A 19,100-nucleotide genomic window follows, 5' to 3' on the forward strand; every position below is an offset into this window, starting at 1 on the left:
ATTCAGTCATGGCCACCGACCCGCCCAAGAGGCGACCGACGATCAACGACGTCGCAGACGCGGCAGGGGTGTCGCGCGGAACCGTCTCCCGGGTGCTGAACGGCGGCCACTGGGTGAGCCCGGATGCGCACGCCGCCGTCACCGCGGCGATCAAGAAGACGGGCTACCGCATCAACGCTGCGGCCAGGAGCCTCGCCACCAACCGCGCGCACTCGATCGCGTTCCTGCTGACCGAGCCGCACGACCTGCTGTTCGAGGACCCCAACTTCTCCATTCTCATGCGCGGGGCGGCCGATGCGCTCGCCGAGCGCGACGTGTCGCTCGTGCTGATCATGGCGGCGGCGGAGGACGAGCAGCGCAGGGCGCTCGACTTCATCGCGGCCGGCTCGGTGGACGGGGTGCTCCTGGTGTCGTCGCACAGCGGAGGGCAGGCGTTCGTCTCCGCGATCAACAAGCTCGGCCTCCCAGCGGTCGCCTGCGGCATCCCGCTCGGGTTCGAGCGGAGGATGGGCTACGTCACCGCGGACGACGAGCACGGCGCGCGCACGATGGTGGAGTATCTGCACGACAAGGGCAGAAGGGTCGTCGCGACGATCGCCGGCCCGCAGGACACCTCCGGCGGCCAGCTCAGGCTGGCCGGCTACCGCGCAGCGCTCGGCGACGACGTGGACGAGTCGCTCATCGTCGAGGGCGACTACGGCCGGGCGAGCGGGGCAGCGGCGATGCGCGCCCTGCTCGAACGCCGGCCGGATGTGGATGCGGTCTTCGCGGCCAATGACCGCATGGCCGCGGCCGCCATCGCCGTCATCGAGGAGAGCGGCAGGCGCGTTCCAGAGGACATCGCCGTCGCCGGCTTCGACGACTCGCCGGCGGCCGTCCAGTCCTCGCCGACGATCACCACGATGCGCCAGCCGTTCGGCAGGATCAGCAGGGAGATGGTGCGCATGCTGCTCGAACAGATCGACGGAGGAGACTTCGCCGCCATCACCGTTCCGACGGAGCTCGTGCCACGCGAATCCGCCTGACGGCATTCCGTGCTGCGAAGCCTGAGGATTCGCCTGGGCCGACCGCGGCTCTCAGGTGGCCCGGGATATGGTTAGGCCATCCGGGCGCGCAGCCCACCACCATATTGGCTGGGAAGTCGATCCGACCGAACGGCCTGCCCATGGTTACGCTCGCCCCTACGTCCGCACCCTCGGCCTCCACGCTCGGCCCCATCCGTCGCACCGGCGCCCGCATCGACGCGGCGCCCCCGGTCACGCAGAGCTTCAAGATCCTGCTGAACACCGTTCGCGACCAGGGACTGCTGCGCAGAGCCCGCCTCTTCTACGCCCTCGTGGCCGCCGGTCTCGTGCTGGCTCTCGGCGGCGCCGTCGCCGGCATGATCCTGCTCGGCGACAGCTGGTTCCAGCTCCTCATCGCCGCGGCCCTCGGTCTGATCTTCACCCAGTTCGCGTTCCTCGCCCACGAGGCGTCGCACCGCCAGATCGCCAACTCCGGCCCGATGAACGACCGCCTCGGCCGGATGCTCGCAACCCTGGTCGTCGGCATCAGCTACTCGTGGTGGATGACCAAGCACACCAGGCATCACGCCAACCCGAACACCATCGGCAAAGACCCGGACATCGAGACGGACACCATCTCGTTCGTCGAGGAGGACGCCGCCAAGGCCAAGGGTCTCATCGCCGCCATCACGCGCAAGCAGGGCTACCTCTTCTTCCCGCTGCTGCTGCTCGAAGGCTTCAACCTGCACGGCCGCTCGTTCGGCACGCTCTTCCAGCGCGGCAAGGTGGATGGTCGCGGCAAGGAGTTCACCTTCCTCGCCATCCGGTTCAGCCTCTACTTCGGCGCCATCTTCTGGCTGCTCCCGCTCGGCATGGCGTTCGCGTTCATCGGCGTGCAGCTCGCGGTCTTCGGCCTCTACATGGGTGCGAGCTTCGCCCCGAACCACAAGGGCATGCCGCTGATCGGCCGCGGCGTGAAGGTCGACTTCCTCAGCCGCCAGGTCCTCACCTCCCGCAACGTCGTCGGCTTCGGCATGACCGGGCTGCTCGGCGGGCTCAACTACCAGGTCGAGCACCACCTGTTCCCGAGCATGGCCAGGCCGCACCTGCGCAAGGCCGCCGCCATCGTCCGCGAGCACTGCCACACCGAGAACATCCCGTACACCGAGACAACACTGCTGAACTCGTACGGCATCGTCATCGAATACCTGAACCGCGTCGGCCTGTCCGCCCGCGACCCGTTCGACTGCCCGGCCGCCGCCTCGATGCGCTAGCGGTCTTCGGTCCGAACGTCAAGCATTGTCCGCTCGCCCTCACGTGTGAGAGTGTCGGCAGGGAGCGGGCGGACCACCGAAGCTCCACCCGCGCCGTTCTGCGACGAAGGGTGGGGTATGTCAGAAGTACTGCCGGGTGCCGTTCTCCCGACACCGGATCAGGTCTATGTCGGACCGATCACGATGGACGAGAAGAAGCTCGACGCGACGCGTGACCCGATCGAGGTGAAACGCCCGCCGCGACAAGCGCCCAACGTGTTGATGGTGCTGCTCGACGATGTCGGGTTCGGCGCATCCAGTGCCTTCGGCGGCCCTGTGCCGATGCCGACGGCCGAGCGGCTGGCCGGCGGCGGCCTCCGCTACAGCCGCTTCCACACCACCGCGATCTGCTCGCCGACCAGGGCGGCCCTCCTGAGCGGCCGCAACCACCACCAGGTGGGGATGGGGCAGATCACCGAGACGGCGACGCCTGCTCCCGGCTACCGGTCGACGCGTCCGAACAGCTGCGTGCCGCTGCCGGAGATCCTTCGGCAGGCCGGATACAACACCGCTCAGTTCGGCAAGTGCCACGAGGTGCCGGTGTGGGAGAGCGGCCCGACCGGCCCGTTCGATCACTGGCCGGCCTTCAGCGGCTTCGAGAAGTTCTACGGTTTCATCGGTGGCGAGACCAACCAGTGGACGCCCGCCCTGGTCGACGGCGTCTCCCTCATCGAGCCGCCGGACGACCCTGACTACCACCTGATGCCGGACCTGGCCGACAAGACCATCCAGTACATCAACCAGCAGAAGGAGCTGACCCCGGACAAGCCGTTCTTCGTCTACTTCGCTCCGGGAGCGACGCACGCGCCGCATCACGTGCCGAAGGACTGGATCGCCAAGCACAAAGGCGAGTTCGACGACGGCTGGGATGCGCTCCGCGAGCGGACGTTCGCACGCCAGAAGGAGCTGGGCGTGATCCCGGACGATGCCGTCCTCACGGAGCGCTCCGCCGGCATCCCGGCGTGGGAAGAGGTGCCGGACGAGCGCAAGCCGATCCTCGCCCACCAGATGGAGGTCTACGCGGCCTTCCTCGAGTACGCGGACCACCACACCGGCCGGGTCGTCGACGCCATCGAGAACCTCGGCATCCTCGACGACACCCTGGTGATCTTCATCATCGGCGACAACGGCGCATCCGCGGAGGGTGGCCTCGAAGGCGCGTTCATGCTGTCGACAGCCGCCAACGGCGGTGCGGAGTACGAGACGGTGGAGTTCTGGCAGGAGCACCTCGACGAGATCGGCGGACCCGAGGCGTACAACCACTACGCGGTCGGCTGGGCGCACGCCATGTGCACGCCGTACCAGTGGACCAAGCAGGTCGCCAGCCACTACGGCGGCACGCGGAACGGCACCATCGTGCACTGGCCCAACCGGATCTCCGCCCGCGGCGAAGTGCGCGATCAGTGGCATCACGTCATCGACATCGCCCCGACCATCCTGGAGCTGGCGGGCCTGGCCCAGCCGCACACGGTCAACGGCGTGACCCAGGTGCCGATGCACGGCGTCTCGATGCAGTACAGCTTCGACGACGCATCGGCGGACGAGCGGCATCACACGCAGTACTTCGAGATCATGGGCAATCGCGGCATCTACCACAACGGCTGGACGGCCCAGACGAAGCACCGCACGCCGTGGGACGTGGTCGGCGCCGCCCCCGACTTCTCCGAGGACGTCTGGGAGCTCTACGACACGACAGTCGACTGGACGCAGTCGAACAACCTGGCGAAGTCGAACCCGGACAAGCTGGCCGAGCTGCAGCAGCTCTTCCTCATCGAAGCGACGCGCTACAACGTCATCCCGATGGACGACAGGGCAGCGCAGCGGATGAACCCGGAGTTCGCCGGTCGCCCCACCCTGGTTTCCGGGACGAAGCTGCGACTGCACGAGGGGATGAAGCGCCTCAACGAGAACGTCGCGATCAATGTGAAGAACCGGTCTTGGTCCGCCACGGCGCAGCTCGTGATCCCGGACAGCGGGGATGCGGACGGCGCGATCCTCGCACAGGGCGGCCGCACGGGAGGCTGGGCGTTCTTCGCGGAGTGCGGCAAGCTCGGTTTCCACTACAACTACTGCGGTCTGCTGCGCAGCACCGCGCTGTCGGACAAGGCGATCGGAGCGGGAACCCACCAGGTGCGCGCCGAGTTCGCGTACGCGGGCGGCGGCATCGGCCGAGGCGGCACCGTCACCCTCTACATCGACGGGGATGCGGTGGGAAGCGCCGAGGTGGAGCGCACCCATCCGATGTACTTCTCCTTCGACGAGGGGCTAGACGTCGGCATCGACACCGGGATGCCGGCGTACGAGGGCTATCGCACGCCGCACGGCGCCTTCAGCGCACGCATCGACTGGGCAGAGATCGACCTGGGGCTGGACGACCACAGCCACCTGCTCGACCCGGACGAATGGCTCGCGGCGGCGATGCGGCACCAGTAGCAGCACTGCTCACCGCACTCGGCGGCGGCGCTCCCTCTCGCTGGGAGCGCCGCCGCCGATCGGGGCGAGACGGCTCACGCCCCGATCCTGCGCACCTCCACCGGGGCGAAGCGCGCCTCGACGAAGCGTGACGCCAGGTCCACCGCACGTTCGATCGACGCGACGTCCACCAGGTAATAGCCCCCGACGAACTCCTTGCTCTCGGTGAACGGCCCGTCGGTGACGTCCCTGCTGCCGCTGCTGTCCGTCCGCACCACGCGCGCGTCCGTCACGCTCAATTCGGCGGTGTCGACCAGCTCGCCGCTCGCGGTGAGCTCGCGCTGCAGGTCCTGATGCGCCGCCTCGAACTCGTCCTTGAGATCGGTCTCCATCCTGGTCACGAACTCGTCGGTGTTGTAGATCGTCAGCAGATACTTCATCGTCGCCTCCTCGGCACTCGTACACTCACCATCACGTCGAACGGGGTGGCGTGATTTCGACAGGCCGCCACACCAGAATGTACGCACGCTCAGGCTCGCGCACACCGCGAATCCCGATTTCCGGTGACCTTTCCACACGCCTTTGCTACCCTCGAACGGGTATGCAGTCCGCATCCACCAGCCCCCGCAGTCATGGCCGCCGCTCGGCGGTCCGTCGTGCTGCCGTTCCGGCCGCCGAGCTGAGGCTGCCCGTCCACCACAGGATCGGCGTCGCTCTCGCGGTCATCGCGCTGGTCACCGGCTTCTCGATCGTGCCGACGGACGCCGCCCTCGCGGCGACGCTGGCCGCTCCGGCCACCACGCTCGCCCCGGGCCGGGACGCGCCGGCGCACACCCCGCAGCAGCGCATCGACGTGGATGCGACCATCGCCGCCCCCGTCGTCTCCCGCGACCAGCTCTCGGCGACGGACGGGGTGCAGACCCTGAGCAACAACGGCACGAACGCCGACTGGGCCAAGCTGGTGCTGATGTTCGGCGGCTGGCCGCAGACCGACGCGAACGTGCAGGTGATGCTGCGCTGGATGCGCCAGGAGAACGGCCCGCCCGACTGGTGGAACCGCAACAACCCGCTCAACAACGGCTACGGCTCCGGCGGTGGCGCCGGCCTCGGCAGCTACCCCGACCTCACCACCGCTGCAGAGTACGCCGCGAAGAACCTGCAGCGCGGCTACCCCGGCATCGTCGCGGGCCTGACAGCGGGCACGTCCGCCGACGCGACGGCGGCGGCCATCTGGGCGTCACCGTGGGCCACCAGCCACTACGGCAACGGCTCCCACTGGAGCACCGCCCCGGTCCAGCTCGTCAAGGCCCCCGCCTCCGCCTGGGGCAACTGACCCCTCCCGTCCCCCTCCCGACTCGATCATGCGGGGGAGAGCCAGTCGCGGAGGCGGGGGAGCGGCCAGGTGGTGATGATGCGGTCGGGCGGGACCTCGTTGGCGGCGGCTCGGGCGGCGCCGTAGGCGAGGAAGTCGAGCTGGCCGGGGGCGTGAGCGTCGGTATCGATGCTGAACAGGCATCCCGCCGCCAGCGCCACCTGGATGAGGTCGTCCGGCGGGTCCTGCCGCTCCGGCCGGGAGTTGATCTCCACCGCCACGTCGTTCTCCGCGCAGGCCGCGAACACCCGCTCTGCGTCGAACTCGGACGGCGGCCGCGTGCCGCGCGACCCGCTGACCAGCCGCCCTGTGCAGTGCCCGAGAACGTTGGTGTGCGGGTCGCGGATGCCGCCGAGCATCCTGGCGGTCATCGTGGCCCTGTCGGAGCGCAGCTTGGAGTGCACGCTCGCTACCACAACGTCGAGCCGCCCGAGCAGCTCGGGGGTCTGGTCGAGCTCCCCGCTCTCCAGGATGTCCACCTCGATCCCGGTGAGCAGGGTCACGGCGCCGGTGTCGAGCGCCGCGATGACATCCAGCTGCTCGGTGAGGCGTTCGGCGCTCAGCCCGCTGGCGACCGTGAGGGTGGGGGAGTGGTCGGTGATCGCCTGGTACTCCCGGCCGAGGGTCGCAGCTGCAGCGGCCATCGCCTCGATCGGGGTGGTGCCGTCCGACCAGTCGGTGTGCGCGTGCAGGTCGCCGCGCAGGGCGGCGCGCAGTGCGTCCCCTCCCTCGGCCAGTGGATGCGCGTTCCGCTCCCGCAGGTCGGCCAGGTAGTCGGGCACCACCCCGTCCACCGCCTGCGAGATCACCTGGAAGGTGCGGTCGCCGATCCCTTTGGTGCGCTTCAGCCGCCCGTCCGCCACGCGTTCGCGCAGTTCGTCCTGGCCGAGCGGAGCGATGGTCCCCGCCGCCCTCCGGAACGCCTGCACCTTGAAGGTCGGGGCGAGTTCCCGCTCCAGCCAGAAGGCGATCTCGTTGAGGGCGTCGACAGCATCCATGGAGCCCATCATGCTCCTGTTCAGCGGCGTCGGAGCAGGACGGTCGCGCCCGCTCCGATCACGGCGAGGGCCGCTGCGCCGACGAACAGCCAGGAGAAGCCGTCGGACAGCGCTGTCGCCGTGGAGGCGCCCGCCGCGAGCCCGGTGGCAGTGCGTCCGGCCGCGATGGTGCCGAGCACGGCAAGGCCGAGTGCTCCGCCGATCTGCTGGCTGGTGTTGACCAGGCCGCTGGCGAGGCCGGAGTCCCCGGCGGATGCGCCGTCCACCGCGAGCTGGGTCGCGGTGACGAAGCCGGCGCCGAGGCCGACGCCGATCAGGATGCTCGGGCCGAGCAGCCCTCCGACGAACGCGGCGTGCGGTCCCGCAGCGGCGAGCCAGAGCATCCCGGCGGCGAAGACGGCGAGGGCGGTGGCCAGGGTCGGCCGCACGCCGACCCTGGCGACCACGGACGGCACGACGGCGGCGACCACCACGAGGGCTCCGGCGAGCGGGAGCTGGCTGATCCCCGCCGTGAGGGCGTCGTAGCCGAGCACATCCTGCAGGTAGACGGAGAGGGCGAAGAACAGGGCCGTGGTCGCGCCTCCGGCGAGGAGCATCACGATGTTGCCCGTGGCCGCGTCACGATTGCGGAAGAAGCGGAACGGCACGAGGGGATGCGCTGCCCGGCGCTCGACCAGCACGAACGCGGCGAGGAGCACCAGAGCGGCGGCGGAGGTGCCGATGGTGACCGGGCTGGCCCAGCCGAGCTGCCCGGCGAAGCTCAGGGCGGCGACGAGGGCGGTGAGCCCTGCGGTGATCGTGGCGGCACCGGCGACATCCATGCGCTGACGCTCCCCGGACGGGTCGCGGGAGACGAGAGACGGCAGGACCGCGAGTACGACGATGCCGACCGGCACGTTGACGAAGAACACGGCCTGCCAGCCGAGCAGCGCCGTGAGGACTCCGCCGAGCAGGACGCCGGCCGCGCTCCCGATGCCGGCGACGGCTCCCCAGACGCCGAGTGCCTTGACGCGGTCGGCGCCGGTCACGAAGAGCTGGGTGACGATGGCGAGCGACGCGGGGGCGAGGAGAGCCGCGGACGCGCCCTGGAGTGCGCGGGCCGTGAGGAGCATCCCGCCGCTGACGGAGAGCCCTGCCAGGGCGGACGCCGCGACGAAGCCGGCGACGCCGACCAGGAACATGCGGCGATGGCCGAACCGGTCGGCCAGGCGTCCGCCGAGCAGGAGCAGCCCGCCGAAGGGGAGCACGTATGCGGTGATGACCCAGGCGAGCGCTGCCGTGCCCAGCTGGAGCTGGGCGCCGAGCGCCGGGAGCGCGATGTTCACGATGGATGCGTCGAGCACGACGAGGAACTGGGCGAGCGCGAGCACGCCGAGCGCCCACCAGCGGTGCTGGCTGCGCGTCGTGGTGGGGGCGGATGCGGTTGTGACGGACATGAGCGGTGCCTTTCGATAGTGAGTGACTGATCAGTCACTCTTATGGGTAGAAAAAGAAACCCGGGGGATGGGCGGGGGCGGCTACGGGTGGCGGATGCCGGCGGTGACGATGCGCGCCCAGTCGGACGAGTCGCCGTCGATGCCGGTGGTGACGATGAGGTGGCAGAGCTGCCCGAAGGCGATGAAGCGCTGCACGTCGTCGTCGGGTGCGCCGGAGCGCGTCTTGGCGAACCTGGTGACCCTGGCGAGGCCGCGTCGCAGCGCTGCCCCGATCTCCGGGACGGACGCGGCGGACTGCGCGTGCACCTGCAGCATGAGCAGCGATCGGTCGGCGATGAGGTCGGCGTACGCGTCGCCCATCGCGTAGAGGATCTCCGCGGGCGACGGACCGGCGCTCGCCGCCGCTCCGAGTTCCAGAGCCTCTTCGATCCGGTCGAAGCAGCGGTCGAGGGCCGCGACGAACAACGTCTCCTTGCCGGGGAACAGCTTGAACACGTACGCGGTGGAGATGCGCGCGTGCTCGGCGACCGCCGAGATCGGCGTGCTGCTGTATCCGGAGGCGCCGAAGACCTCGATGGCGCTGGCGATCACGCTCTCGCGCCGTTCTTCTGCGGTCGAGAGGGTGGAGCGCGACGTGGTTGCCATGTGAGTGACTGTACACTCACTTCTTCTGCACGGTCAAGCGTTACGTCCCCTTACGCCGCGCAGAGCCGCCGTCGCCGCGCCCCCGCTAGCGTCGGAGAGGTGACCGCCACCATCGAGAACCTGGGCCGGGAGTCTCGGCTGTACCCGCCGTCCGAAGCCTTCGCCGCGCAGGCGAACGTCGGGGCGGACGCCTTCGACGACGCCAGCGACGCCGTCGCGTTCTGGGAGCGGCAAGCCGCGCGCCTCGACTGGGCGGAACCGTGGCACACGGCCCACACCTGGGAGCCCGCGAGCGTCGGCGCGGACGGCGAGCTGAGCATCCCGCGCGCCGAGTGGTTCGCCGGCGGCAGGCTGAACGCTGCCGTCAACTGCGTCGACAGGCACGTGGATGCCGGCAACGGCGAGCGCGTCGCCATCGACTTCATCGGCGAGCCCGGCGACACGGAGACGATCACATACGCCGACCTGCAGCGCCGCGTCGCGAAGGCGGCCAACGCACTCACCGCCCTCGGCATCGGGAAGGGCGACCGCGTCGTCGTCTACCTCCCCGTGATCCCGGAGACCATCGTCATCACTCTCGCCATCGCTCGCGTCGGAGCGATCCACTCGCTGGTGTTCGGCGGCTTCTCCGCCGAGGCGCTGCGCTTCCGGGTGGAGGACACAGGAGCGAAGCTGCTGGTCACTTCGGACGGCCAGTTCCGCCGCGGCACCGCGGTTCCGGTGAAGGCGAACGCCGACGCCGCCGTCGCAGGCGACAACGCCATCGAGCACGTGCTGGTGGTGCGGCGCACGGGCGACCTGACCCCAGGCATCCCGTGGCAGGACGGCCGCGACGTCTGGTGGCACGACGTGGTGGATGCGGCGCAGGACACCCATGAGCCGGAATACTTCGACGCGGAGACGCCGCTCTTCATCATCTACACCTCCGGCACGACCGGCACGCCGAAGGGCGTGGTGCACACCACGGGCGGCTACCTCACGCAGGCGTCGTGGAGCCACTGGGCGCTGTTCGACGCGAAGGAGTCGGACGTGTACTGGTGCACGGCCGACCTCGCCTGGGTGACGGCGCACACCTACGTGCTCTACGGCCCGTTCTCCAACGGCGCCACCTCGGTCATCTACGAGGGCACGCCGAACACTCCGCACGCCGGGCGGCACTTCGAGATCATCGAGCGCTATGGCGTCACCACCTACTACACGGCGCCCACCCTCATCCGGACCTTCATGACCTGGTTCCCGGACGGGCTGGGCGACGGCTGGGACCTGTCGAGCATCCGGTTGCTCGGCACGGTCGGCGAGGCCATCAACCCGGAGGCGTGGGTCTGGTTCCGCGAGCAGCTGGGCGCGGGCAGCGCTCCCGTGGTCGACACCTGGTGGCAGTCGGAATCCGGCTCGGCGATCGTCGCGCCGCTGCCGGGCGTCACGACGCTGAAGCCGGGGTCGGCGACCAACGCTGTGCCGGGGGTGACCGTGCGCGTGGTCGACGAGAACGGCGTGGATGTGCCGCGCGGTTCCGGCGGCTCGATCGTGATCGACGGCACCTGGCCGTCGATGGCCAGAACCGTGTGGGGCAACCCGGAGCGCTACCGCGACTCGTACTGGAGGGCGTTCGCCGCGCAGGGCTACTTCCTCGCCGGTGACGGAGCGGCCGTGGACGAGGACGGCTACATCTGGCTGCTCGGCCGCCTGGACGACGTGATCAACGTCTCAGGGCACCGCCTGTCGACGATCGAGATCGAGTCGGCGCTTGTCGCGCATCCACAGGTCGGCGAGGCTGCGGTGGTCGGCGTGGACGACGCGACCACCGGGCAGGCCGTCGCGGCGTTCGTCGTGCCGAGCGGGGATGCGCCCTCCGAGCAGGTGCTGCGGGATCAGGTGACGCGCGAGATCGGCGCCATCGCGAAGCCGCGCCACATCGTCGTCGTGCCCGACCTGCCCAAGACGCGCTCCGGCAAGATCATGCGCCGTCTGCTGGTCGATCTCTTCGACGAGCGCCCGCTCGGGGACACCACGTCCCTCCAGGACGAGACCGTCCCCGACACCATCCGCACCCTCCTCAGCAATCGAGCCTGAGGTTATTCAGCCGACACGCCGCTGTCGGCCTGAACAACTTCGGGCTCGATGATGGGGGAGGTAGCGGGGGCAGCAGACGCGGGGACCGGCTCGGAGGAGATGACGGCGTCGCGGAAGGCGGCGGTGAGCGCCGCGAAGTCGGGGCGCGTGGCCGGATCGCGGGCCGTCATCGCGGTCAGCAGCGCCGTCCAGTCTCCCGGCAGGCCGCTCGGGATGGGCGGATCGGCCCGCAGCCGCGCGAGCGCAGACTCGACCGCGGTGCCGGGGAACGTCACCGTGCGCGTGAAGCACTCCAGCAGTACGAGTCCGAGCGAGTAGACGTCGCTCGCCGGCGTCGCGTGCTCCCTGGATGCCTGCTCTGGGCTGAGGTACGCGGCGGTGCCCGTCGTTGCTCCCGACTCGTCCGGCTCCGGTCCCGCGATCCCGCTGGCGATGCCGAAGTCGGTGATCCGCGCCCTGGCACGGAAGCTCGTGGTGCCGTACGACACGAGCATGATGTTGGACGGCTTGATGTCGCGGTGGACCACGCCGTTCGCGTGCACGTACTCCAGCGCCTCCGACACGTCGTATGCGATCTCGGCGATCTCCCTCACCGTGAGCGGCCGCTGCGCGATGGCGGTCTGCAGGTCCGTGCCTGAGACGAGCTCCATCACCAGGAACGGCCGGGGATCGTCGAGCGACGAGTAGTCGATGCCTGCGTCGATGAGCGAGACGATGCCGTGGTGGCTGAGCCTGGCGAGCGCGCCCTGTTCCCTGCGGTACTGCTGCATCTCCTCCTCGCCGCCGGCGCGGTACACCTTGATGGCCACCTCGCGGTCGAGGATCTCGTCGGTCGCGCGGAACACCCGCGCCTCCCCGCCGCGCCCGATCAGGGTGTGCGGTCTGTACCGGCCGAGGAGGGCCGGGATCTCGTGCTCCGTCATCACTCCGCTTTCGAGCGGAGCAGCGCGAACGCGGTGTGGCCGACGATCAGGGTCTCCGGATGCTCGAGCGACAGTTCGGGGTCGCTCGACAGTTCCAGCTCCCACGCGGCGCCGTTCGTCTCCGGCAGCACGAACTCGACGCCGTTCTCCGATGCGTTGAGGAGGAGTAGGAACCTGTCCGCTCCCGTATGCCGCAACTGGAATGCGATGGATTTGGCGTCGGCGACGTCCCAGTCCTCGTCGGCGAAGAGCTCGCCGTCCGCGCGCACGATGTGAACCGTGTCCGGTGCATCCGTCTCCGGACCCTGCCGGTACCAGTCCGGCCGCAGCGCAGGCTCCTCGCGGCGCAACCGGATGAGCCTGGTCGTGAATTCCCGCAGCTCCGTGTCCTCCGCCGCCCAGTCGAACCACGAGATCTCGTCGTCCTGGCAGTACGCGTTGTTGTTGCCCTGCTGGGTGCGGCCCAGCTCGTCGCCACCGAGGATCATCGGCACACCGGCGGAGAGCAGCACGGTGGCGAGGAAGTTCTTCCGCTGCCTGGTGCGTCGCGCGAGGATCGCCTGGTCGTCCGTCGGTCCCTCGACTCCGTTGTTGCTGGACCGGTTGTCGGATTCGCCGTCCGCGTTGTCCTCGCCGTTCGCCTCGTTGTGCTTCTGGTCGTAGCTCGTGAGGTCGGCGAGGGTGAAGCCGTCGTGCGCTGTGACGAAGTTGACGCTCGACAGCGGGGAACGGCGGGATTCCTCGTACACGTCAGGGCTGCCGAGCACGCGCTGCGAGAGCGTGGCGAGCATCCCGTCGGTTCCTCGCCAGAAGTCGCGGACGTCGTCGCGGAACTTGCCGTTCCACTCCGACCATCCGGCAGGAAAGCCGCCGACCTGGTAGCCGGCGGTGTCCCACGGCTCGGCGATCAGCTTGACCTGCGCGAGCGTCGGGTCCTGCTGCACGAGGGCGAGGAACGCGCTGTGCACGCTCGCGTCTCCGCCCTGCCTGGTGAGGGTGGTGGCGAGATCGAACCGGAAGCCGTCGACGTGCATCTCGGTGACCCAGTAGCGCAGCGAGTCCATGATGAGCTGCAGTGCTGCCGGGTGGCTGACGTTGACGCTGTTGCCTGTGCCCGTGGTGTCGAAGTAGTGCTCAGGGTCGTCCTCGACCAGCCGGTAGTACGACGGGTTGTCGATGCCCTTGAGGCTGAGCGTCGGGCCGAGGTCGTTGCCCTCCGCTGTGTGGTTGTAGACGACGTCGAGGATCACTTCGAGTCCGGCGGCGTGCAGCGCCTTCACCATGCCCTTGAACTCGTCCACCTGCTGACCGGCGTCGCCGGAAGCCGAGTACTCGTTGTGCGGGGCGAAGAAGCCGATGGTGTTGTAACCCCAGTAGTTGCGCAGCCCCTTCTCCTCCAGGTGCGCATCCTGGAGGAACTGGTGCACGGGCATCAGCTCGACGGCGGTGACCCCGAGCGACGTGAGCTTCTCGATGGCTGCCGGATGCGCGAGACCGGCATACGTGCCCCGCACGTCCTCCGGCACCGCGTCGAGCTGCTTGGTGAAGCCTTTGACGTGGGTCTCGTAGACGATCGTCTCTGCCAGCGGCGTCGCCGGCGGCCGGTCGTCGCCCCAGTCGAACGAGTGCGGGTCGACCACCACGGAGAGGGCCACGTGCCCCGCCCCGTCCGTCGGGTCGAGCTGGTCCGGCTGGTTCAGGTCGTGCCCGAAGACCGCCTGCCCGGTGTCGAAAGCACCGGTGACGGCGCGGGCGTGCGGGTCGAGGAGCACCTTGGCGTCGTTGAAGCGCAGGCCGGATGCCGGATCCCACGGTCCGGAGACGCGGAGTCCGTACCTGGTGCCGGGGGTGAGGTCCGGCACGATGCCGTGGAAGACGTGCGCCGTGCGCTTGGTCAGCTCTGTCCTGGTCTCCGTGCCGTCGTCGGCGAAGACGCAGACGGTGACAGCATCGGCGTGCTCGCTGTAGACGGCGACGTTCGCGCCGCCATCGACCAGGGTGACGCCGAGCGGGTACCGCCGCGAGGTGTACTGGGTCATGCGCGTCCTGCTCGGTGTTCGGTTGTGCTCATGCCCGCCTCGCCCATCGTGGTGAATAGTTAGATTATCTAGACAATCGAAGGGTTCACCACCCGTTGACAGGCGAGGCGCGGTCAGCTATCCGTCATCGTCACCCGCACGGCATCGTCGAACGCCAGCATCGCGTCCGGCTCCGCGCCCTCCAGGTCGGTGCCGCTCAGGCCGGCGCCGCTCAGGCTGACCCGCACACGCATCCCGCCCCTGCTGAACGCGAAGACGTCGCCGTCCGCCGTGATGTCGGTCGCCTGCGCATCCACCTGGATGCCGCGGCGCAACGCGATCAGGTCGCGGTAGAACGCGAGCAGCCGCGCATGCTCCTGTCGCTCCGGCTCCGCCCAGTCGAGGTGGGAGCGCTCGAACGTCTCAGGGCCCTGCGGATCTGGCACGATGTCCGGGTCCCAGCCCATCTTCGCGAACTCCGCGATCCTGCCGCGTGCTGTCGCTTCGCCGAGCTCCTTCTCCGGATGCGACGTGAAGAACTGCCAGGGCGTCGTCGCGCCCCACTCCTCCCCCATGAACAGCATCGGCGTGAACGGCCCGAGCAGCGTCAGCGTGGCCGCGACGGCGAGCTGGCCCTGATTCAGCGTGGCGGTGAGCCTGTCGCCGACCGCGCGGTTGCCGATCTGGTCGTGGTCCTGGCTGAACGCGACCAGCCGGGTGCGCGGGATGTCCGCATCCAGTGGCCGCCCGTGGTGCCGCTCGCGGAAGCTCGACCAGGTGCCGTCGTGGAAGAACCCGCGCTCGAACACCTTGGCGAGCGAACCCGGCCCGGCGAAGTCTGCGTAGTAGCCCGTCGTCTCCCCGGTGAGGTTGCTGTGGATGGCGTGGTGCACGTCGTCGTCCCACTGCGCGGTGATGCCGTAGCCGGTGCGCGCGCGCTCGCGGATGACCCTCGGATCGTTGAGGTCGCTCTCGGCGATCAGGCCGAGCGGTCGCCCGAGCTCGGCGCTCAGCTCGTCCACCTGGGTCGCCAGCTCCTCCAGGATGTGCACGGCGCGCGCGTCGTGGAGGGCGTGGACCGCATCCAGTCGCAGGCCGTCGACGTGCAGCTCGCGCAGCCAGTACAGCGCGTTGTCGACGATGTAGCGCCGCACCTCGTCGGACTGTGGACCGTCGAGGTTGACGGACGCGCCCCAGGTGCTGTGACTGTCGCCGAGGTACGGACCGAACACCGGCAGATAGTTGCCGCTCGGGCCGAGGTGGTTGTACACGACGTCCTGGATCACCGCCAGGCCGCGCGCGTGGCAGGCGTCCACGAAGCGCTGGTATGCGGCCGGTCCGCCGTACGGCTCGTGCACCGCGAACCAGAGCACGCCGTCGTAGCCCCAGCCGTGCTCGCCGTTGAAGGCGTTGACGGGCAGCAGCTCCACCGCATCCACCCCCAGCTGCACGAGGTGGTCGAGCCGGTCGATGGCGGAGTCGAGCGTCCCGTCCGGTGTGAAGGTGCCGATGTGCAGCTCGTAGATCACGGCCCCGAGCAGCTCGCGGCCTCGCCACTCCGCGTCCTCCCACACGTGCGCCGACGGGTCGAACTCGCGGCTGAGCGCGTGCACCCCGCGCGGCTGCCGCAGCGACCTGGGGTCGGGATGCGGTCCGTGCCCATCGACCACGAATCCGTAGTCGAGCGCCCCGCGGGCGGCGGGCAGCGGCTGGTCCAGCCACCACCAGCCGTCGTCCCCCCGGGTCAGCGGCCGGTCGTCCGCGCCCTCGACCACCAGCGAGACCGTGGATGCGTCCGGCGCCCACACCGGGAACCGCCGGTTCACAGCACCACCAGCAGCGCGACGGGGTAGTGCTCGAGGATCGTCGCCAGCCTGGTCGTGCCCGTGTGCTCCGCACCCGTCAGTTCGTCCCGCATCCGTTGCCCTCCGAGGTCGATGGTGGTGTCCTGCCATCCTCCCGCAGCGGCGAGGCCGATCGGCAGGCGGGTGGCGATGGCGATGGCGCCGCCGCGGTCGAAAGCGATCGCGTGGTCGGCCTGCGCTCCGGTGGCCACGAGCGGCCGGTATGTCGTGAACAGCTCCGGCCGGTCGCGGCGCAGCCGCAGGGCGCGGGAGGTGACGAGCACCTTGACGGCGCCGGACGAGTCGATGTCCGGCAGCCACCCGTCGTCGATGCGGGCGAGCAGGGCGTCGGCGGCGTCGAAGCCGACCGGCCGCCGGTTGTCCGGGTCGACCAGCGACTGCTCCCAGCGCTCACTGCCCTGGTAGACGTCCGGCATCCCCGGAGAGAGGAGCTGCACGAGCTTGGCGCCCAGGCTGTTCGACGCTCCTGCGGCGTCGACCCGTGCTGAGATGGCCTCGACCTCGCCGCGCACGATGTCGTCGTCGTACGCCGCGTCGACCAGCGAGAGCAGGCGTTGCTCGAACTCCTGGTCGCCGTCCGTCCACGACGTGCCCGTGCCGGCCTCGCGCGCCGCTTTCAGCGCGTACTCGCGCAGCCGCTCCCGCGAGATCGGCCAGGCGCCCACCGCCGCCTGCCACAGTCCGTCCTCCAGCGAGGCGTCGCCGATGGATGCGCGTGCCGCGACCTCCCGCAGGAACCGCGCCCACGCATCCGGCAGCTCGGCCAGCGCGCTGACGCGCGCGCGGGTGTCCTCTCCGCGCTTGGTGTCGTGGGTGCTCAGCGTCGTCATCGACTCCGGCAGGCGCTCCTGCCTGTCCAGCTGACGCTCGTGGAACTCGGCCACGGGCACGGCGAACTCGGCGGGCTCAGCGCCCACCTCGGTGAGCGAGATCAGGCGGGTGTACCGGTAGAAGGCGTTGTCCTCGACGCCCTTGGCCATGATCATGCCGCTGGTCTGCTGGAAGCGGACCGCAGCGGGATCGGCCGGGTCGGCCAGGCGCTGGACGACGCGGGCGAGCGCGTCGGCGAGGTCGGGGCGGGAGGCGAGAACTGCATCTCGTGCCGCGTGCAGCTGGTCGATGCCGAAGGGGAGGTAGCTGCGGTACACCGGGAAGCAGGCGGCGAGCTCTGCGACGGCGTCGATGGTGGCGTCCTGCGCTCCCGTCTCTGCGTCATCGAGCAAGCGCGCGATCCGCCGCACCTCCGAGTTCAGGATGCCGTCGGCCACCGCCCGCTTCCTGTCGTGCACGAGCGCTGCCCAGTTCGTCTCCGCATCCCCGGCGAGCTCGGTGAGCGTGTCGGCGCCGGCGGGATCGACGAACACGCGGTCGATCAGCGCGAGCGCGTCGTATCCCGTCGTGCCGCTGACCGGCCAGTCCGGGATGCGCTCATCGCCCTCCAGGATCTTCTCCACCCACACCGGCCGTCCCTCCGCCAGCGCCGCCAGTCGCTCCAGGTAGCGGCCTGGGTGGGCGAGGCCGTCCGGATGGTCGACTCTGAGCCCGTCGACCAGACCCTCGCGCATCCACCGGCCGATCTCGGCGTGCGACGCGTCGAACACCCTGTCGTCCTCCACGCGGATGCCGGCGAGCGTGTTCACCGCGAAGAACCGGCGATAGTTGAGGTCGTGGTCTGCGCGGCGCCAGGAGACCAGCTCGTAGTGCTGCCGGTCGTGCACCTCGGCCGGCGTCCCGCCCTCCGTGCCCGCGGCGATGGGGAAGCGGTGCTCGTAGTAGCGCAGCTCTCCGTCCTCCACGCTCAGCTCAGCGGTGTCGTCGTCGTGGCCGAGCACCGGGATGCGCACCCGGCCGCCTCCCGCCGCCCAGTCGATGTCGAAGTGGTCGGCGAACGGCGACTCCTGGCCGTTGCCGAGCACATCCCACCACCAGGCGTTCAGCGCGGGGGTCGCGATACCCATGTGGTTCGGAACGATGTCGACGAGCACGCGCAGTCCGCGCCGGTGGGCGGCGTCGCTGAACGCGAGCAGCGCATCCGGACCCCCGCGCGCGGCGTCGACGCGGGAGTGGTCGACGACGTCGTAGCCGTGGGCGGAGCCAGGCTCGGCCTCGAGCAGAGGGGAGAGGTACACCCAGCCGACCCCGAGCCTCCTCAGGTATCCCAGGATCTGGGCGGCGTCGCGAAGGGTGAAGTCGGGGGAGATCTGAAGGCGATAGCTGCTGGTGCTCACGACTGCCATCCTCTTCGCGTCAGACCGTGCATGGAAGGGGTTGGCATCCTCAGAGAATGCTGGCAAGGGGGTAGTACCGGCCGCCGAGGCGTGGGAGCGTCGAAGGCAGGTCGGCAGTACTGCCGACGCGAACGCGTGAGAAAGGGAGGATCGTCATGGGACTCGACGACAAGATCCAGAACGCTGCCGAGAAGGCCGGGGGCAAGGCCAAGGAAGCCGCAGGCAAGGCCACCGACAACGAGCGCCTCGAAGCAGAGGGCAAGGCGGACCAGACCAAGGCGGACCTCAAGGGCGCCGGCGAGAAGGTCAAGGACGCGTTCAAGGAGTAGCACTCGGAACGCACGGTGAACGGCCGGACCCGGAAGCGGGGTCCGGCCGTTTCGTCTGTCCTGTCCCATCTGCGCTGCGCAATGCACTGAATCTTCACCGCGCGTTCACCTGGCGTTCACCTCGTTCCGGGAGTAAATTCCGGTGAATGGGCGACCGTATTGATCGCGTCAGAGCGTGGCGCGGAGTGGGCATCGGGATCGCGCTCGCCGTGGCGACGCTGATCGCGACCGTTGCGCTCGCCGTCGCCATCCCCACCCAGGGCGAGAATCCGCGGGCCTGGGGGGTGATCGTGTGCGGTGTGCTCACCGTGGCGATCTGTGTCCAGCTGGCGGTGCGGAACTGGCGCAGAATCCGCCACTACCGAGGTGACGACCTCCCGCAGACACCGGCAGGGCCAAGAAACCGTACGACCGGTTAATGCTAGGATTCTGCACACGAGGCGCCGGTTTTCAGGGTCGACGCCGTCACGGGGGTTATGGCGCG

Annotated in this window: 15 protein-coding genes; 7 read left to right on the forward strand and 8 right to left on the reverse strand. The window is 69.6% G+C overall.

Annotation, left to right across the window (positions count from 1 at the left end; genetic code table 11):
• The first annotated feature begins 8 nt into the window (after positions 1–8).
• The 3 genes from ACIRCZ_RS18170 to ACIRCZ_RS18180 all read left to right on the forward strand — a co-directional run bounded on the left by ACIRCZ_RS18170 (position 9) and on the right by ACIRCZ_RS18180 (position 4,750).
• Positions 9–1,025, forward strand: coding sequence for a LacI family DNA-binding transcriptional regulator (locus tag ACIRCZ_RS18170; protein WP_402855603.1), 1,017 nt, complete (start codon positions 9–11; stop codon positions 1,023–1,025).
• A gap of 140 nt (positions 1,026–1,165) precedes the next feature.
• Complete coding sequence (locus ACIRCZ_RS18175) at positions 1,166–2,278, forward strand: fatty acid desaturase family protein (RefSeq protein WP_402855606.1); 1,113 nt, start codon at positions 1,166–1,168, stop codon at positions 2,276–2,278.
• Positions 2,279–2,395: 117 nt separating this feature from the next.
• Complete coding sequence (locus ACIRCZ_RS18180; protein WP_402855609.1) at positions 2,396–4,750, forward strand: arylsulfatase; 2,355 nt, start codon at positions 2,396–2,398, stop codon at positions 4,748–4,750.
• A 74-nt stretch (positions 4,751–4,824) separates the two neighbouring features.
• On the opposite strand, the gene ACIRCZ_RS18185 is transcribed toward ACIRCZ_RS18180, so the two are convergent.
• Positions 4,825–5,169, reverse strand: coding sequence for a YciI family protein (locus ACIRCZ_RS18185; protein WP_402855611.1), 345 nt, complete (start codon positions 5,167–5,169; stop codon positions 4,825–4,827).
• Between the two features lie 161 nt (positions 5,170–5,330).
• Between ACIRCZ_RS18185 and ACIRCZ_RS18190 the strand changes: the two genes are divergently transcribed.
• On the forward strand, positions 5,331–6,062 hold the full coding sequence (locus tag ACIRCZ_RS18190) for a hypothetical protein (protein WP_402855614.1): 732 nt from the start codon (positions 5,331–5,333) through the stop codon (positions 6,060–6,062).
• A 26-nt stretch (positions 6,063–6,088) separates the two neighbouring features.
• Here ACIRCZ_RS18190 and ACIRCZ_RS18195 read toward each other — a convergent pair whose 3' ends face one another.
• From ACIRCZ_RS18195 to ACIRCZ_RS18205, 3 genes are all read right to left on the reverse strand, one after another.
• Positions 6,089–7,099: a PHP domain-containing protein gene (locus ACIRCZ_RS18195; protein WP_402855617.1), complete on the reverse strand. Its 1,011-nt coding sequence runs from the start codon at positions 7,097–7,099 to the stop codon at positions 6,089–6,091.
• A 20-nt stretch (positions 7,100–7,119) separates the two neighbouring features.
• On the reverse strand, positions 7,120–8,535 hold the full coding sequence (locus ACIRCZ_RS18200; RefSeq protein WP_402855620.1) for a DHA2 family efflux MFS transporter permease subunit: 1,416 nt from the start codon (positions 8,533–8,535) through the stop codon (positions 7,120–7,122).
• Between the two features lie 81 nt (positions 8,536–8,616).
• Positions 8,617–9,180 (reverse strand): TetR/AcrR family transcriptional regulator, encoded by a 564-nt coding sequence (locus tag ACIRCZ_RS18205; protein WP_402855623.1) that lies wholly within the window; start codon positions 9,178–9,180, stop codon positions 8,617–8,619.
• 99 nt (positions 9,181–9,279) lie between these two features.
• Between ACIRCZ_RS18205 and acs the strand changes: the two genes are divergently transcribed.
• Complete coding sequence (gene acs / locus ACIRCZ_RS18210) at positions 9,280–11,253, forward strand: acetate--CoA ligase (protein WP_402855626.1); 1,974 nt, start codon at positions 9,280–9,282, stop codon at positions 11,251–11,253.
• Between the two features lie 2 nt (positions 11,254–11,255).
• On the opposite strand, the gene ACIRCZ_RS18215 is transcribed toward acs, so the two are convergent.
• From ACIRCZ_RS18215 to treY, 4 genes are all read right to left on the reverse strand, one after another.
• Entirely contained in the window at positions 11,256–12,176 is a 921-nt protein-coding gene (locus ACIRCZ_RS18215; RefSeq protein WP_402855629.1) for a serine/threonine-protein kinase, read from the reverse strand.
• Positions 12,176–14,215 carry a glycogen debranching protein GlgX gene (gene glgX / locus ACIRCZ_RS18220; RefSeq protein ID WP_402855632.1) on the reverse strand — a complete coding sequence of 680 codons (2,040 nt, stop codon included), beginning with the start codon at positions 14,213–14,215 and terminating at the stop codon, positions 12,176–12,178. The genes ACIRCZ_RS18215 and glgX overlap by 1 nt, the downstream gene beginning before the upstream one ends.
• 113 nt (positions 14,216–14,328) lie before the next feature.
• Positions 14,329–16,020: a malto-oligosyltrehalose trehalohydrolase gene (gene treZ, locus ACIRCZ_RS18225; RefSeq protein WP_402855635.1), complete on the reverse strand. Its 1,692-nt coding sequence runs from the start codon at positions 16,018–16,020 to the stop codon at positions 14,329–14,331.
• Positions 16,017–18,296 (reverse strand): malto-oligosyltrehalose synthase, encoded by a 2,280-nt coding sequence (treY, locus tag ACIRCZ_RS18230; protein ID WP_402855638.1) that lies wholly within the window; start codon positions 18,294–18,296, stop codon positions 16,017–16,019. The genes treZ and treY overlap by 4 nt, the downstream gene beginning before the upstream one ends.
• A gap of 146 nt (positions 18,297–18,442) precedes the next feature.
• Here treY and ACIRCZ_RS18235 point away from each other — a divergent pair, with 146 nt between their 5' ends.
• Together ACIRCZ_RS18235 and ACIRCZ_RS18240 are read left to right on the forward strand one after the other, a co-directional pair.
• Positions 18,443–18,616 carry a CsbD family protein gene (locus ACIRCZ_RS18235; protein WP_055889541.1) on the forward strand — a complete coding sequence of 58 codons (174 nt, stop codon included), beginning with the start codon at positions 18,443–18,445 and terminating at the stop codon, positions 18,614–18,616.
• 146 nt (positions 18,617–18,762) lie between these two features.
• The gene (locus ACIRCZ_RS18240; RefSeq protein ID WP_055889543.1) at positions 18,763–19,035 is read left to right on the forward strand and encodes a hypothetical protein; all 273 of its coding nucleotides are present in this window, start codon (positions 18,763–18,765) and stop codon (positions 19,033–19,035) included.
• Positions 19,036–19,100 lie beyond the last annotated feature (65 nt).

The organism is Leifsonia sp. NPDC102414, from assembly GCF_044765685.1.
Classification (GTDB): domain Bacteria; phylum Actinomycetota; class Actinomycetes; order Actinomycetales; family Microbacteriaceae; genus Leifsonia.

What these genes read in the sequence shown, in the direction of transcription:
- ACIRCZ_RS18170 (WP_402855603.1), top strand. Translation starts at nt 9, where the DNA reads ATGGCCACCGACCCGCCCAAGAGGCGACCGACGATCAACGACGTCGCA.
- ACIRCZ_RS18175 (WP_402855606.1), top strand. Translation starts at nt 1,166, where the DNA reads ATGGTTACGCTCGCCCCTACGTCCGCACCCTCGGCCTCCACGCTCGGC.
- ACIRCZ_RS18180 (WP_402855609.1), top strand. Translation starts at nt 2,396, where the DNA reads ATGTCAGAAGTACTGCCGGGTGCCGTTCTCCCGACACCGGATCAGGTC.
- ACIRCZ_RS18185 (WP_402855611.1), bottom strand. Translation starts at nt 5,169, where the DNA reads ATGAAGTATCTGCTGACGATCTACAACACCGACGAGTTCGTGACCAGG.
- ACIRCZ_RS18190 (WP_402855614.1), top strand. Translation starts at nt 5,331, where the DNA reads ATGCAGTCCGCATCCACCAGCCCCCGCAGTCATGGCCGCCGCTCGGCG.
- ACIRCZ_RS18195 (WP_402855617.1), bottom strand. Translation starts at nt 7,099, where the DNA reads ATGGATGCTGTCGACGCCCTCAACGAGATCGCCTTCTGGCTGGAGCGG.
- ACIRCZ_RS18200 (WP_402855620.1), bottom strand. Translation starts at nt 8,535, where the DNA reads ATGTCCGTCACAACCGCATCCGCCCCCACCACGACGCGCAGCCAGCAC.
- ACIRCZ_RS18205 (WP_402855623.1), bottom strand. Translation starts at nt 9,180, where the DNA reads ATGGCAACCACGTCGCGCTCCACCCTCTCGACCGCAGAAGAACGGCGC.
- ACIRCZ_RS18215 (WP_402855629.1), bottom strand. Translation starts at nt 12,176, where the DNA reads ATGACGGAGCACGAGATCCCGGCCCTCCTCGGCCGGTACAGACCGCAC.
- glgX (WP_402855632.1), bottom strand. Translation starts at nt 14,215, where the DNA reads ATGACCCAGTACACCTCGCGGCGGTACCCGCTCGGCGTCACCCTGGTC.
- treY (WP_402855638.1), bottom strand. Translation starts at nt 18,296, where the DNA reads ATGGCAGTCGTGAGCACCAGCAGCTATCGCCTTCAGATCTCCCCCGAC.
- ACIRCZ_RS18235 (WP_055889541.1), top strand. Translation starts at nt 18,443, where the DNA reads ATGGGACTCGACGACAAGATCCAGAACGCTGCCGAGAAGGCCGGGGGC.
- ACIRCZ_RS18240 (WP_055889543.1), top strand. Translation starts at nt 18,763, where the DNA reads ATGGGCGACCGTATTGATCGCGTCAGAGCGTGGCGCGGAGTGGGCATC.